Origin of the sequence: Paenibacillus sedimenti (assembly GCF_014534655.1) — a bacterium.
Classification (GTDB): domain Bacteria; phylum Bacillota; class Bacilli; order Paenibacillales; family NBRC-103111; genus Paenibacillus_E; species Paenibacillus_E sedimenti.
Genome location: NZ_JACVVD010000004.1, coordinates 369993 through 385548, shown reverse-complemented (window position 1 = coordinate 385548; position 15556 = coordinate 369993). Strand labels below are relative to the sequence as shown.

15 protein-coding genes are annotated in these 15556 nt (G+C 46.4%); 13 read left to right on the top strand and 2 right to left on the bottom strand.

Annotated elements, in window-relative coordinates; all coding sequences use genetic code 11:
* The first annotated feature begins 499 nt into the window (after nt 1-499).
* The 4 genes from ICC18_RS14655 (at nt 500) to ICC18_RS14640 (ending at nt 4092) form a co-directional block, all read left to right on the top strand.
* Nucleotides 500-1189 carry a GntR family transcriptional regulator gene (locus ICC18_RS14655; RefSeq protein WP_188175159.1) on the top strand — a complete coding sequence of 230 codons (690 nt, stop codon included), beginning with the start codon at nt 500-502 and terminating at the stop codon, nt 1187-1189.
* Nucleotides 1190-1282: 93 nt separating this feature from the next.
* Complete coding sequence (locus ICC18_RS14650) at nt 1283-2029, top strand: ABC transporter ATP-binding protein (RefSeq protein ID WP_188175158.1); 747 nt, start codon at nt 1283-1285, stop codon at nt 2027-2029.
* Complete coding sequence (locus ICC18_RS14645) at nt 2026-2907, top strand: ABC transporter permease (RefSeq protein WP_188175157.1); 882 nt, start codon at nt 2026-2028, stop codon at nt 2905-2907. The genes ICC18_RS14650 and ICC18_RS14645 overlap by 4 nt, the downstream gene beginning before the upstream one ends.
* Before the next feature lie 54 nt (nt 2908-2961).
* On the top strand, nt 2962-4092 hold the full coding sequence (locus ICC18_RS14640) for an ABC transporter substrate-binding protein (RefSeq protein WP_223192565.1): 1131 nt from the start codon (nt 2962-2964) through the stop codon (nt 4090-4092).
* Between the two features lie 63 nt (nt 4093-4155).
* Here the strand turns inward: ICC18_RS14640 and ICC18_RS14635 are convergent, their stop codons facing one another.
* Nucleotides 4156-4827 (bottom strand): response regulator, encoded by a 672-nt coding sequence (locus tag ICC18_RS14635; protein ID WP_188175335.1) that lies wholly within the window; start codon nt 4825-4827, stop codon nt 4156-4158.
* Nucleotides 4828-4847: 20 nt separating this feature from the next.
* Nucleotides 4848-6026, bottom strand: a complete 1179-nt coding sequence (locus ICC18_RS14630) for a sensor histidine kinase (protein ID WP_188175156.1) — start codon at nt 6024-6026, stop codon at nt 4848-4850.
* 176 nt (nt 6027-6202) lie between these two features.
* On the opposite strand from ICC18_RS14630, the gene ICC18_RS14625 reads away from it, so the two are divergent.
* The 9 genes from ICC18_RS14625 (at nt 6203) to ICC18_RS14585 (ending at nt 15532) form a co-directional block, all read left to right on the top strand.
* Nucleotides 6203-7060 (top strand): hypothetical protein, encoded by an 858-nt coding sequence (locus tag ICC18_RS14625; RefSeq protein ID WP_188175155.1) that lies wholly within the window; start codon nt 6203-6205, stop codon nt 7058-7060.
* Between the two features lie 77 nt (nt 7061-7137).
* Nucleotides 7138-8052, top strand: a complete 915-nt coding sequence (locus tag ICC18_RS14620) for an AraC family transcriptional regulator (protein WP_188175154.1) — start codon at nt 7138-7140, stop codon at nt 8050-8052.
* Nucleotides 8053-8359: 307 nt separating this feature from the next.
* Nucleotides 8360-9238, top strand: coding sequence for a class I SAM-dependent methyltransferase (locus ICC18_RS14615; RefSeq protein ID WP_188175153.1), 879 nt, complete (start codon nt 8360-8362; stop codon nt 9236-9238).
* 26 nt (nt 9239-9264) lie between these two features.
* On the top strand, nt 9265-9813 hold the full coding sequence (locus ICC18_RS14610) for a hypothetical protein (RefSeq protein WP_188175152.1): 549 nt from the start codon (nt 9265-9267) through the stop codon (nt 9811-9813).
* A 106-nt stretch (nt 9814-9919) separates the two neighbouring features.
* A complete protein-coding gene (locus ICC18_RS14605) occupies nt 9920-10876 on the top strand; it encodes an ATP-binding protein (protein WP_188175151.1) in 957 nt (318 codons plus the stop codon).
* 29 nt (nt 10877-10905) lie between these two features.
* Nucleotides 10906-11778, top strand: coding sequence for a tetratricopeptide repeat protein (locus ICC18_RS14600; protein WP_188175150.1), 873 nt, complete (start codon nt 10906-10908; stop codon nt 11776-11778).
* A gap of 165 nt (nt 11779-11943) precedes the next feature.
* Complete coding sequence (locus ICC18_RS14595) at nt 11944-12618, top strand: NAD(P)H-dependent oxidoreductase (protein WP_188175149.1); 675 nt, start codon at nt 11944-11946, stop codon at nt 12616-12618.
* 128 nt (nt 12619-12746) lie between these two features.
* A complete protein-coding gene (locus ICC18_RS14590; RefSeq protein ID WP_188175148.1) occupies nt 12747-14420 on the top strand; it encodes a helix-turn-helix domain-containing protein in 1674 nt (557 codons plus the stop codon).
* A 116-nt stretch (nt 14421-14536) separates the two neighbouring features.
* Nucleotides 14537-15532 carry a FecCD family ABC transporter permease gene (locus tag ICC18_RS14585; protein WP_223192605.1) on the top strand — a complete coding sequence of 332 codons (996 nt, stop codon included), beginning with the start codon at nt 14537-14539 and terminating at the stop codon, nt 15530-15532.
* Nucleotides 15533-15556: the final 24 nt, after the last annotated feature.

Sequence of the window (15556 nt, the reverse complement as noted above, 5' to 3'; positions counted from 1 at the left end):
GATCTCTGCTTGGCCATTCTTTTTGTTTGTTACATGAATCCTGCGCTAAAATTCCAAAAACATCATAGCACCTCTTTTCACGTCACAACTCTGGCCATCCCTCGTCTGCAAGAATGAAAAGCATCGCTCCATCCCCGATTCCACCTGACCCTCTAGTCTGTAGCGATGAAAAACATCTTTACAGACTTGCTTCTCCCACTACTATGCCCCTTACGATCCGCAAATTTGTACCGACACGTTTCCGTAGCGCCCGAAAAGGGCATGCAGGTGGAAGGTAACGAAGTAAAGGCTGATTGCTTGAACTATTTAGTGTAATAAAATGTGACGCAAATAAGTGAGGGGCAGTATGATTTGAGTGGATTCCCCAAAAATAAATCACTTTTTTGTGTTGTAAACTAAATTTAACGTACATTCATGTTAGATATATTGACGCGAACAAAGCCGTATATTACCATCATGGTGAAACATCCATCAACAAGAGATAGGAGAACGCAATCTCATGTTACAAGCGAACGAAGTCGACATGTATAAGGCGATCAAGGACGCCATTATTGAGCAAAAGCTTCGTCCCAATATGCAGCTTGTCGAGGATGTTTTGGCCGAATCGTTTGGGGTAAGCCGAACGCCGGTGCGCAATGTGCTGCGCCGATTGGCCAGCGAGAAGCTGGTGACGGTCATTCCTTACAAGGGGACGTTCGTCGCGTGCCCTTCGATCTATGAAGCCAAAGAAGTGTTCGAAATGCGAAGAGTGCTCGAAGCCGCCGCCATCAAAAAGGTGAGCCGAACCCTGACCGAAGATCAATTCGACCAGCTCCATAAGCTCCTGCAGAAAGAGCACGAGGCACATCGGGACGGAGATCTGCTCGGGGCTCTGAGAATCACAGGCGATTTTCACCTTCGGATCGGAGAGTTTGCCGGCAATTACTACTTTTTCAGGTACCTGGAAGAGTTGATTTCACTTACGTACGTCATCATTGCTTTTTATGGGATGAGGAAGAACGTGTACTGTCACGAACACGAGCATATTTTGCAGGCCATGAAGGAAGGGAATGGAGAGCTTGCTGAAAAGCTGATGATTGACCATTTGAAGGATATCGAGTCAACTCTGGATTTTGGGGAAAATGGTACGCAGTCTAATTCGCTAGCAGATATATTCAAATCGAGAGGGTATGCGGGGACAAGAAAATAATAAGGGAAGAGCAGCTTTTTTTAAAACATGGATTGTATACAATCTTGTATGAAATTTGTGGCAACTTACAATGGCTGACCGAGGGGTGAGAGGATGCAACTAATCGCACAGCATGTTGGAAAAAGCTATGGAGATCGCATTGTCCTGAAAAATGTAGATTTGACCGTGCACGCCCATGAGTTTATTTGTATTTTGGGACACAGCGGTTGCGGGAAGTCGACGCTGCTCAATATGGTGGCCGGCTACTTGCTTCCTGATGAGGGAGAGATCACCGTGGATGGGGAACGCATTCAGGGACCGTCCAAGTCGCGGGGCATGGTGTTCCAGGATCATGCGTTATTTCCGTGGTATACAGTTCTCGAAAACGTCTCTTTTGGTCCGGAGGTTCAAGGTACGCCCAAGGCCAAAGCCTTAGAGATCGGCAAAGAATTTCTGAATCTGGTCGGGCTTGATAAGTATGCGAATCATTATCCGGCCGAGCTGTCCGGGGGCATGAAGCAGCGGGTAGGGATCGCCAGAGCACTTGCGAGCGCGCCAGAAATATTGCTTATGGATGAACCGTTCGGCGCTCTCGATATTTTAACGCGGGACATGATGCGCAGAGAGCTGCGAAGGATATGCGACAAGCTGAAACCGACGATCCTGTTCGTCACGCATAGCATTAGCGAAGCCGTCTTTCTGGCCGACCGGGTCGTTGTGATGAAGGACGGTGAGATTGCCGATACGTTTACAATCAACATTGACCATCCAAGGACGTTTGAATCTCCCGGCTTTGGTGAGGCGATGCATCGCATCGAGCGGGTCTTAATGGAAAATGAAGCGGAGGAGGCAATCCGATGAACGATACCTCGACAACGGCAGTTGCGGACGGCGAGCTGGTGCAGATACCGGCCAAGCGCCTTGCGCCGCCGAAGAAGCGTATCACCGCTGGGAGCGGCTTTTTCGAAAAGTGGAACGTGCTGCCATTTCTGACCTTTTTCGTCGTATGGGAAGCTTTTTCTCGAAGTAATGAGAAGTTTACCTGGTTTAATCCGCTCTTTCTGCCGCCGCCTTCGCTTATATTATCCGATGCTTGGGCGCTAGCGAAGACAGGACTCGTCGTGGAGAGCCTCGTCTCCAGTTCGCTCCGGATTGCTGCAGGGTTCGTAACCGGGTGTCTGTTTGCGATTGTGATCGGCGTCCTGATGAGCAAATTTCGGAGCGTGGAACGATGGATGTCGCCCATTCTCAATCTCGTAAGTCCCATTCCGGCTCTGGCCTTGCTGCCGTTATTCATTATCTGGTTCGGGATTGGCGAGTTTCCCAAAATTTTGCTCATTGCTTGGACAACGTTCGTCCCCGTACTCGTTTATACGGTCGACGGGTTCAAGTCGGTTCCATCGACGTTAATCCGTTCTGCACTAAGTTTGGGTGCCTCCGAACGTCAAATCTTCACGCGTGTCATGATTCCGTCGGCCATTCCGAATTTTATCGTCGGTGCCCGCGTCAGTCTGGGGCTATCTTTTTCGGCTTTGATCGTCTCCGAGATGATGGGGGCTAAATCCGGGCTCGGATATATCATCGTCGATGCCAGGAACTATTTTAAAATATCCAACATGTTCGTCGCCATTATTCTCATTGGCTTGGCATACAGCTTATTTTCTTACCTTGTGAAAATCCTGGAAAGGAGGGTCTTGGCTTGGCGGAAGGGTGGCATGCGCGATGCCGTTGAGAAGTAGAAACAGCTGCAGTTGAATGCCCAATAAATAGAGACGATAAGCGGAGGGAAACCAATGAAAAACAAAGGGAAATGGGTTCAATCTTTAGCGTTAATCGTAACATCGACACTGATTTTGGCAGCATGCGGTTCCAAAGAAGCGGCAACGACAACGACAGCTCCAGCAGCTACGGCGGCTGCAACTTCGGCAGCCTCACCTGCGGCGACTGCAGCAGCAACTGCATCTGCAGCGGCAATAATCCCGGAAACCAAAGATGTAACGTTGGTCGGAGTAAGGGACGCGCAAATTTCATCCCAGCAAATTATTGCGGATAAGCTGGGCTATTTCAAAGAAGTTGGGCTGAACGTCAAAAGCCAACTGATAGAAAGCGGCCCTGATATCGGACCGATGGTAGCCGGCGGCAGCGCACCTGTCAGCATCCAGACCAATTTCATGGACATTATCCTCAAATCCTCCAATGTGCCTGTCAAAATCGTGGCCCCTCTAGCGCAAATCGCCGGTACACAAGCCGTTGTCGGCTCGAAGAAGCTGGAGCTCAAAAGCGCCAAAGATCTGGAAGGCAAAACGATCGGCATCCCTAACGGAGCCGACGTGAAGATTGCGATTGACAACATGGGCAAGGAGTTGGGTGTCGACGTCAGCAAAATCAAGTACGTCAACTTGGCGCCAAGCGATGCCGTCGTCGCGCTGCAAAAAGGCGATATCGACGCCATGGCATGCTGGGAGCCGTTCATCACCAAGGCGATCCAAGGCGGGGGCAAATTCCTGTTCAGCGGTACGAAAAGCGAACTGCCGGACAAAAAAGGCAATGTGGAATGGATGAGCGTGCATACGACGATGCAAGTTTCGGACGATTATATCCAAAAGAACCCGAACACGATTAAGGCCCTCCTGGTGGCTTTGAAAAAAGCGACCGATTATATCAATATAAACCGCAAAGAAGCAATCAAAATATTAGCGCCGGAACTGCACCTGAGTGTGGAAGAACTGGAGCAAATCATGGACCGCAACGTGTATGCAATGGTGGTAGAGGAGTCCTATGTGAATGGCAGCAACGGTGCGGCAGTGGGGGAATATCTAAAGAGTGTCGGCAATATTAAAACGGTGCCCCAAGCGACTACTTATCACGATTTAAGCTTATTGAAAGCAGTAGATCCTAACTTAATCAAAGTTGAACTGAAATAGGAAAGGCTTAAACAAATATGGAATTACTAACGTACCCGATCGGGTACGTTTTTTAGTTGGTAATCATTTATCCATAATGCCGCATCGGACAGCAAATATGGCAGCATGCGTCCGATCCCGAAATTTCATCTTGGCCATCAGGTTGGACACATGCAGCTTAACGGTTCCTTCCGTGATGAAAAGCGCTCCCGCAATCTCTTTATTGGTATTCCCAAGCCCTAATAGGCGCAGTACTTCAATCTCCCGTTCTGTTAATTCGTTTACTCGCTCTAGCTCTTTCCTTCGATCCGCATCTCGATCAAGCGACTTTTCTTTCATCTTCTTCAAAGCATCCATAAGCTGCTCGGAAATAGAGGGCTGCAGCACGACTCCCCCTGAATGGACCGTTCGAATGCCGCTAGCTATTGCTTCAGAAGGCATTTCTTTAAGCAAATAGCCGGAGGCTCCTTCCTCGAGCGCCCGCATCAACAGATCATTATCGTAAAAGGTGCTTAGTATAAGGACTTTGACATCCGTCATCGCCTGTTTAATTTTGCGAGTCCCCTCAACCCCATCGGTTCCAGGCATTCGAATATCCATTAATACGACATCCGGTCGCTTCTCCAGCGCTTGGAGATAGGCATCTTCTCCATCAACAGCAGTACCAATGACTTGAATTCCTTGCTCCAGCTTCAATAATGTCGATAAGCCCTCACGAAGTAACGCTTGATCATCTGCAATCAGAACTCGTATCATTTTCACTTATCCTCTCATGTTTAATGGAGATTCATAGGGATGCGGACTTGCAGTTGAAAGCCAATGCCCGGTTCTGAGGAGGCAGCTAGCAGCCCTCCGTATTCCTCGACGCGCTTGCGCATATTTTTAATGCCGAAGCCTTCCTTCCAATGCTCAGTTGCCCCTCCATTATCCCTTATAGAGAATTGAATCGAGTCTGTTCGTATGTCTAAGTGAATGGTAACGACGGATGCATTGCCATGCTTTCTTACATTCGTTAATGCCTCTTGAACGATTCGAAATATGGACAATCTAATCGGTTCCCGCAGTGGCTCCAGATCCCCTTCGGTTTCCAGCAACACCTGGATTCCAGTTATCTCCTTGAAGTCATGGATCAAGCGCTCCAATGATTGCTTTAAAGAATACTCGGACCATTCCTCCGGCTGCATTGCCCGAACGGAAATTCTAAGATCCTGTAAGGCAGTTCGCGCAAGCAGTTCGCATTTAACCATTGCAGCCGAGCTTTCGTCCGGGGCGATATGCTGCAGCTTGCGTACAGCTTGAAGCTGTACCAATAATGCTGTCATCGAGTGGCCGACGTTATCGTGAATTTCGCGCGCGATTCGATTTCTCTCTTGCTCGGCAGCAAGCTTCTCTGCTTGCTGCATGTAGGCATACAGCTGACCGTTTAAACCGGTTGCCTCATCCCTTGCTTCCTGATAATAACGCACTAGCGCACCGATGACAGAAGCAAACAGGACAAATGAAAACGTAATAAGCACATAAATCCAATCCAGGAAGTCTTTATGCATGGATTGGATGATTAGCAACGCAGTCCAGTATACACTTAAAAGCAATAGCCAGCCAACCGTTATGAATCGGCCTTTATGACGCATAAACAACACTAAACCGACCATGCCGACAAGCAGCTGATCCGGATAATTTTCTTGTAAGTAGATGAATCCATAGCTTGCAGCCAGACAAAAATCGACGCTAAGCACTATTAAGGAATATTTATTATTGGCAAGATATCTGTACAGGATATGATTGATGCAGAAGCCCAAGGCAGAGACTATAGTAAAAAATAAAACCGGTCCGTGCGACTGGTTATGGGTAAACGCGTACATGCTGCAAAGCATGAGAATGAAAGCGATTCTGAAGTAATTCACAAGACAATGGATCAAAGGTTCAACTGCCGATACGCGCCGTTCTAATTCCAATGTACATCCTCCTTTTTGTCATTATAGCCTCCCTACGAACACGCGTATATTTCTCCGTAGTTAAGTATTGAATATATCCCAAGATACATCAAGATATAGCTTTCGTTATATATTCAGGATTTCTCGCTGATGTCTATAATGATGACAGCAAATCACGGTGACAAGGAGAGAGTCTTATGATCAAGGAACTGCTGTTTCGTTCAGAGCAAAAGTGGCTGTACCAAATGTCGGCAATCGGCTTCCTTCTGGGAGGTATCTGTTGTGTATGTTTGCTAGTTCAACAGGCAGGATTCATGTTTCCCCCTGAGCTTCAATTGCATAAACCAACCTCGTTTTGCTTGGCTTTTGGGGTATTTTTATCTACAACTGCTTTAATTATGCCCCTATCAGGTCTTGCATCTCATTCACGTGCTAACTTTCAACGCTTACTATCTATTGCTGTCTATTATGGCTATACCGTTGAAATCATTCAAGTATTCCGCGGGGTAGACCCGCGTTTTGGTGTTGGGAATTTTTATACGGATATTTTACCTGGTATCTTGGATGGAGTGCTCTTCATCGCTGTTATTGTGATGTATGTGTGGTTGATCGCTCAATTTTTTCTAGAGCGTTCCTACCAAATCCACCCACTGCTTGTTCTGGGGATTCGTTACGGACTGCTGGCGGCCATAATAGGCTTTGGGAGCGGGGTTTGGATGATTCTGGCGGGCGGTCGTTTAATCGGTGAGCAAGGGAATATCATGACTGTGCATTTTCTTGGATTCCATGGTTTGCAGGCTGCTCCGATCCTAGCAATCCTACTGTCCCGATGCCCGCTATCGTTACGCGCACGACTGAATTGGTTGCATGTTAGCGGATTACTTTGGCTGATGCTAAGTGCCTACTCGATTGTGCCGACCATCCTTGGACGCTCTTTATTCCAGTGGTCTGACCCATGGGTATTTCCGGTATACGTAATCTTCGTTCTATGGGGGATATTGAATATGAGCCTGTTCACCTTTTACTTGAAACATCGATTCGTTGTTAGCAGGTAAGTGCTACAATAGCAAGAATTATCAAGAATACAGCTGTGATTCCATATACACTATTTTTAGATAACAGGAGGTATAAAATGGGTGAAGATTATTACATCCAGATTCAACGGACGATTGAATTTATCGAAAATCATCGGGCGGAACATCTGTCACTCTCGAGATTAGCGCAGGAGGCCTGCTTCTCCGAATTTCATTTTCATAGAGTCTTTCAAAGTATTGTAGGAGACCCAGTGATGGATTACGTTCGTAAGAGAAGGCTTGCCGAAGCGGCCTATCAAATCGCACACACAGATAAAAAGCTGCTCGAAATCGCCCTCGACAACGGATTTCAGTCTCATGAGAATTTCACCCGCGCATTCAAAAAGATGTTTGCGCTAACGCCGGCCGAGTATCGCAAGCGAGGAATCCTCACCCCCTATTACCCGAAAGCGAATGTGCTGCAAAAGCGATTCAATCCATACCTGGGAGGAATTAAAATGGACTATGTTATCGTTCGGAAACCGGCTTATAAAGTAATTGGCTACGAACTTAAAACGACTACTAAGGACGGTAAAAATTCGCAGGAGATCCCTGCCTTTTGGAGTCAGTATTTACAGGAAAATAAAGGATGCGCGATTCCAAATCGGGTACATGCAGGGGCACCTGTTGAGCTGGGGATTTGCACGGATTTTAACATGGAAACGGGCGCATTTACGTATCTGATCGGCATGGAAGTCACTCATTTTGACGGCATGCCGGCAGGATTGGTAAGCAGGGAGTTTCCGGAAGCAAACTATGCAGTGTTCACCACGCCGAAAGTATCGCCTGATCAATTCAGCGCATCGATACAGAGTACATGGAAGTCGATATTTGAGGAATGGTTCCCGCATTCAGGCTATGAACACGCAGGCAGATCCGAATTCGAGCTTTATGATGAACGGTGCCATACGAACAAGAACGAACTTCTCCAGATGGATATTTATATCCCGATTAAAGAGAAGGCAGGGAGATAAATGCTGCAGCGTCTCAAGGAAATTGCAATCGCATTTCCGAATCGTACAACGTATGACAAGGAATGGAACAAGATTTTCGCTGTTGCTCATCAATGAGATCAACAGTTATAGGGATTCAGGATTTACTCCATTTGATATTGAAGACAGCTATCCTAGTGGAGGGCTGTCTTTATTTACATGGATAACCGATGTATGCCCATGAAAAAAGGAATAAGGACTTTTTTTCTCATGCAGGAATTAACTGGAATCCATAGAAACTTTATGATGAGAATATGGACAATACGAGCAAGTTAAAGGGGATAATTAAATGTCTGAAGTTGATTGGAACAACCAAATCGAATATCTCAGGAATACTCGGTGGTTATACTACAACGATGATTATTTAGAATTCCTGGTAAAAAACGTTTGGAAGATCACCAAACCTGTAAACATTGTTGATTTTGGCTGCGGGTATGGATATCTGGGACTTAAAATCCTGCCCATGTTACCTGAAGGCTCTACCTATACCGGCATTGACAAAGGCAACGACTTAATTAATAAAGCAAAGGAAATCTTTTCAAAACTGCCCTATTTAACCGACTTTTTCGTACAGGACATTAAAGAAATTAAAATAGAACGTAAGTATGACATTGCTATGTGTCATGCTTTTTTGCTGCATATGACGGATTCGAAGTCAATTCTTATGAAGATGATGAATAGTGTTTTAGATAACGGAAGGGTTATTTGTTTCGAACCTCATTGGATTGCAAATATGTCGAATTACGGTTTTGACGGTCTCGAACAGTCCAAAGTCATTCGGCTAGGGATTTTACAAAGATTGTTTGAGGAAGATTCCAGACGAAATGGCAAAGATGGTAATATCGGAATGCAACTGCCAATCATGCTAAGTCAATTGGGATTAAAGAATGTGGAGTGCAGAGTAAGCGATAGGGTTAATTTTTTAGATCAAAACATGGACGCTACAAGCAAGAACAAACTTTATCATTCATTAAGAGAAGAAGGATTAGGGCAAAAACCTGGAGATCTAAATGTAACCATAAACAATTTAATGAAAAGAGGATTAACGCAAGAAGAAGCCAGGGACCAGTATGAGGCTGAATTATTGTTTTCAAATGAGTTTGGAGAAGGTTCGTGGCTAACGTATGCGCCAAACATGAAGATTACGTTTGGGACAGTAAAGAGATAGGTGGAACTTTGTAAGGAGGCTGCTAAGTGGAAGGATTTTTTACTAGCTTAATTACCAGTATACTTGGTGTTCTTATTGGTGGTTTAATAGCCTACAAAATCGTACGATGGCAATTTGAATCCCAAGAAATAGTCCAATCAAGAAAGAATCAGGTACTGCTTAGAGAAAACGTTGGAAGAGTACGAAAGGAATTATTTTACAATCTGGGTATACTGACCGAATTATGCGGAGTTCTTAATAAAAGCAATACGTCTAGAACAGACATTCTAGATTGGGGAATGGTTTATGTCGAATCATTTTCTTTTTTTTCATTTAAACATTTATCTAACTCTTATCTTCATCCCATGCTTCCGACTATTTTAGAAAAGGAAATATTCGAGTCCTATAGTGAGTTGGAAACTCTAATTCATTGCTACAAGAAGATCTTGAAGACTTATAATTTCAGTCTCAGTGTTTATGGATCACAGGAAGAAGCAGCTAATGAATTTGATTCTTTAAAGATGAATATAAATCAAGTGAGAAATAAGTTAGAGACCGGTATTAAGAAAATTGAGGATTTCAGATTAGCAAATTAAAAATAGCTAAAAAGATTTATGAAGCGGAGCTGGAATTAATCGCCGAATACTGTCGAAATTGAAAATATGGTAAACTAATCACATCAACGAACAGGGAGAGAAGCAGATGTCGGATCATGATGAACTCGCTGAACGGCGGCGTAAAAATTTAAAACTCATCCAATTCAGTAAAGACGATCAAACGCTTGTCGAGTCGGAGAAACCGAAGGAGACTTTCGCCGATGTCGGCGGCTTGGAGGATGTGAAGAAGAAAATCAGGATGAACTTCATCCTGCCATTGAAGCAGCCTGAGGTGTTCGCGGCCTATGGCAAGGAAGCGGGAGGCAGTCTGCTGCTATTCGGACCTCCGGGCTGCGGCAAGACGTTCCTAGCGCGGGCAGTGGCTGGAGAGATCGACGCGAACTTCATGCATATTGAGCTCCAAGCGATCCTTTCGATGTACGTGGGGCAGAGTGAGCATAACCTGCATGACATTTTTGAGAAGGCGCGGGAGAACAAGCCGTGCGTTATCTTCATCGACGAGCTGGATGCCATGGGCGGAAGCCGTCACCAGATGCGGCAGCATCACGACCGGATGCTCGTCAATCAGCTTCTGCTGGAGCTGGACGGTCTGCAAGCGCAAAACGACAATGTATTTGTAATCGGCGCGACCAATACGCCATGGTATCTTGATTCTGCTCTGCGGCGTCCGGGCCGATTCAACCATCTTGTGTTTGTACCGCCGCCGGAGGAAGCCGAACGCCAGACGATTCTTGAGCTGAAGATTTCCGGCAAGCCGACGGAGTCGCTGAATTTGTCCAAGATTGCTGCTGAGACGAAGTTATTTTCCGGCGCCGATTTGGAGCAAGTCGTGAAGGATGCAGTGGAATCTGCAATGGAGCGCACGTTCGAGACGGGAGAAATTCAGCCGATTACACAGGACGATTTGAAGAAAGCTGCAAAATCACGGAAAGCGACGACGCTGGACTGGTTTGCGACAGCGAAAAATTACGCCACCTTCAGCGATGTGAACCGGGATTACCAGATCGTCCTGGATTATGTGAAGAAGCACGGGATCAAGTAGCATGATGGGGGAATTGGAGGACTTAGTCGGTGAAACAGCATTCGGTACAAGCAGCCTACTCTGCAGTACATCAGCTCATTGAGTGGAAACGATATAAAGAAGCGTTGGCGGAAGCGGAGCAAATACTGCGGCAGGAACCTGAGGATCCGGATGTCTATGCGCTTATTGCCCGGATCTATTTCTTAATGGACGAATACCAGAAGGCGCTGCACTGGGCGGGCGAGGCGCTGGCACGAGAGCCCGAGCATGAACTGGCCTGGTATGTGCGCGTCGGCGTCTACTATGAGACGGAGAATGAACATGCGTTCAAGGAAGCTCTGCAGGAAGCCTTGCGGATCGATCCATACGAGGCTCACTATTATTTTTTACAAGCGAATATGCTGAATAAAAAGGGAAAGTTCAAAGAGGCGAAGGAGCAGCTGCTGCAAGCTTTGGAGCTCAGACCGGAATCTCCGCTTTATTTGGCAACGCTCAGTTATTCGGAAGCACTTCTGGGGAACGTCGAAGAGTCAAGACAACTTGACCGCCAAGCGATCAAGTATGATGCGGAAGAACCGTACGTTCTCTTATATTTGGCATGGGCGGCGAGACATCGAAGTGATTACGACCTGCAAGAGACGTACATGCGCAATGCGGTTCGGTTGAATCCCGAGGATAAGCAGATCCAAGATGAATATTTAGAGGCGATTCAGCACAGCCATAAGCTGTATCGCGTTTTTCTATGGCCTGCTAAGCTTATCCGTAAACTAAAGCCGTGGCAGGTCTTTCTTTCATGGATCGTCGCATGGCTTTTGTTTAAACCGCTTATCCTTCTTTTTATTGTATTGTATATATTCGCGCATTGGGTGACCAAGGGGATCGTGCACGTTCGCGTATTCGGTTGGAGACGAAGAGGATCGTAAGAAGTAACTATGCGAAAATAAACCTTCAGATGACGCAATAAAGTTACAAGAGGGATACTAGGTATCAAGAATGTGCGTACTTACGCCGGACATCGGTTTCATCCTATTATATCCATGTGATGCATCACACCAATCACATAGAAACTTTAGGATAGGGTGATCCAAATGACCATAACGACAACAAGCTTCAAAGAGCAGATTCTCGATGCATATAGATTTAGACATGCCTGCAAAGAATTCAATCCGGAGTTAAAAATCAGCGAGGCGGATTTCGCTTTTATTCTCGAAACGGGGCGCTTGTCGCCAAGCTCGTTCGGCTTTGAGCCTTGGAAATTCCTTGTCATTCAAAATCCGGCGATCCGTGAAAAGCTGCTGCCCGTTACCTGGGGGGCTAAAAAGCAATTACCGACTTCAAGTCATTTCGTCGTTCTTTTGTCCCGTACTAAAGCTGATTTGGTTGTTGATTCCGAACACATTGGGTATATGATGAAAGAGGTCCAGCACTTGCCGGAGGATGTACAGAAAAGCAAGGGAGAGATGTACCATAACTTCCTGGCGAACGATTTCAAGCTGCTCGATAATGAAAGAGCGGTGTTTGAATGGGGCAGCCGGCAAACCTACATTGCTTTGGGCAATATGATGACGGCGGCGGCACAAATCGGCATCGATTCTTGTCCGATTGAAGGCTTTGATAAAGAGCAAGTGGAGCAAATCTTGAAGGATGAAGACATCCTTAAAGGGAATTATGGCGTGTCCTGCATGGTAGCGTTCGGTTATCGCGTCAGAGAGCCCCGCGAGAAAACAAGACGCGCGCTGTCTGAAGTGGTTGAGTGGATATAAATCATTGTGAATCCCAAAGCTGACATCGGTTCTGACCGGTGTCAGTTTTTTTGTTCCTGCACAAATGTGTGAAATGTGCTATAATTCATTGAGAATTATTCTCATATTAATCGAAAGAGGGACTCTGCATGTATCTTGACGATGACTTACAAGGGTATTTTCAGGGGACTTTGCTAGAGTTGGTGCAAATGGATGTCGTAACGGACTTTACCCAGTGGCCACCGGGAATCCGAGAGGTTACGCATCATACGCTGCTCTTCTTTATAAAGACGAGAGGTCAGCTTCTAATAAATCGAGAGCAAGTCCAAATACAAGGGAAAACACTTTGTTTGCTGCTCCCAGGAACGAGCATAGAATTGCTCAGCATCTATGGAAATGAGAACAGCATCGTCTATCATGTGGAATTCGATCTGTTTCGAATGGCAGAACATACGGAAATGCGGAAAGTATTCGAACGAGAGCTCTCTTTTCCGGTACAAGGCGTTCTATCGGCAGATCTGCTGCTTATTCAACGAAAAATGCATTTGCTTGCTTCGGCACATGGGGCATCGAGCACAAGAGAGCATTTGCGTCAGCAATATTTATACGAACTGTTGGAAGTCATGCTTCGTAATACGAAAGTTCCGGTATCGACGCCCAAGGATGTTGATGCCTCGTTGCAGTTAACCATTCAATATATGCAGGATGCTTACCAGTCCGACATTCAAATAAATAAGCTTGCAGAAATTGCAGGCATGCATCCTGCATACTATTCGCAGCGTTTTAAGCAAAAGATGAATAAAACGCCGATAGAGTTCCTTACACAAGTTCGCATGAATAGAGCCAAGGAAGCGCTCCTTGTCTCCGCACCAAAAATTCGCGATGTGGCCCGTCAGGCGGGCTATCAGGATGAATTTTATTTCAGCCGAAGGTTTAAAGAAAATAGCGGATATGCGCCGACGCATTATGCCGGGGGGCGGCTTTCGAATATCGTATCGTTATCGTATCCTTATACGGATCATTTGTTGACGCTAGGCGTAATTCCGTCTGCAGCGCAATTTAATATCCCCAATCAGCTGCCTCCAAATACGAGATCTTTAACCTTGCCGCTTCACGCATCCGACCCATGGGAAATCAGCAGACAGTCGTTCCTTGAAGCAAAGCCTGATCTGATTTTATGCAAAGAAAACGTCTTATTGAAAGCCAGGGAACATTTAAGCGATATCGCGCCAATTATATCCATCCCTTGGTCAACGCTTGATGTCTTCGATCATTTGGAAGAAATCGCACAGATCGTGGACAGGAGACAAGCGGCAAAGGAATGGATCAATCTTCATGAATATAATGCGGAGAGGGCCAGGAAGCAAATAAGGAAGGCCGTGGGGCATGCAACGATTGCCATTTGCAGATTAACGAACAGCGGTGTCAGGATGTACGGAGCCAGAAATGTGGGCCATGTCTTCTATCGTTCTTTACATATGGATGCCCCTGATCGCATACGTCAAGAAATGGAGAAACATCGAGTTGGGACGAACTTTAACTGGATAGGCGTATCTCCTGAGGAAATATATCTGTTTGAATCGGATTTTTTGATTATTTTGATCCCTTCCGGAAAAAGTGCGGCCAGTCTTCGCCGGCAAATGATGGCCGATCCGTCGTGGCTCCGTCATCCGGCTGTTCGGAATGAACGTGTTTTCTTTTTGCAGTGGGATGAATGGATGGTATATGCGCCACAGTCGATCAACCGGCTAGTGGAGAAGGCCGTCGCTTTGTTGACAGGGATGCTGCCGGCATCAGAACTGAAAATAATCCATGGACAATAATCTTAAAATATGTCATGGACGAAATCGGCAGAGGTTTCTATAATGACTTTATTGATAATGATTATCAATATTGACAAGGGGAATGTGTCACGCTAATGAAGCTGGGTCATAAAAGCATGAATGGTATTACATTTGGGTTCGTCAGCATCATTGCGATCTTCGCCTTATTGCTTTCGATGTTCATCGCGGTTTCGTTCGGAGCCAAGGATCTAACGTTGCAGACAGTTTGGACAGCCGTTATTCATTATAATCCGTCACACACGACGCACCAGATTATTCATGAATTGCGCCTTCCTCGGGTCATTGGTGCAGCTATCATCGGTGCAGGGTTCGCCGTTGCAGGCGCATTAATGCAAGGGATTACACGCAATCCGTTAGCTGATTCGGGTATTCTGGGAATTAACGCAGGCGCTACGTTTATGGTCGCGCTTAGCTTTGTGTTTTTTCCTGATTTGCCGTATTCGGCTCTTATGCTGCTTTCATTTATCGGCGCTGCGCTCAGTACCGTCTTCATCTTCTTGCTCGGTTCAGCGGCGGCAGGAGGCTTGACTCCACTGCGTCTCACGTTGGCAGGGGCTGTGGTGGCGGCCATGCTCCACTCTCTAAGTTCGGGTATCGCGATCTATTACGAACTGAATCAAGATCCGGCCTTCTGGTATGCAGGCGGCGTCGCAGGTGTGAAATGGCATCATCTAAAGCTGCTGGTACCAATCATACTGCTTGCTATTGTATGGTCGATGGCAATCAGTCGATCCGTATCGCTAATTGCGCTCGGAGAAGATGTGTCGGTTAATTTAGGTGTGAAAACAAAACGGATTCGTGTACTCGGCATCATGCTTGCTGTCATTCTTGCAGGCACCTCCGTCTCCGCGGTCGGCTCTATCGGATTTGTTGGACTGGTGATCCCGCACATTGCCCGCAAGCTGGTTGGCGTGGATTATCGCTTCATCATTCCGGTATCCGCGCTGCTGGGGGCTATCCTGCTTATCCTCGCCGATCTAGGTGCTCGAATGGTCAATCCTCCCAGAGAGCTGGCCATTAGTCTAATGGTGGCGCTGGTAGGCGTCCCCTTCTTTCTTTATCTTGCTCGAAGAGAAAGGAGGAGCTTATAGATGGATCGGTATTCGCGCATCAGG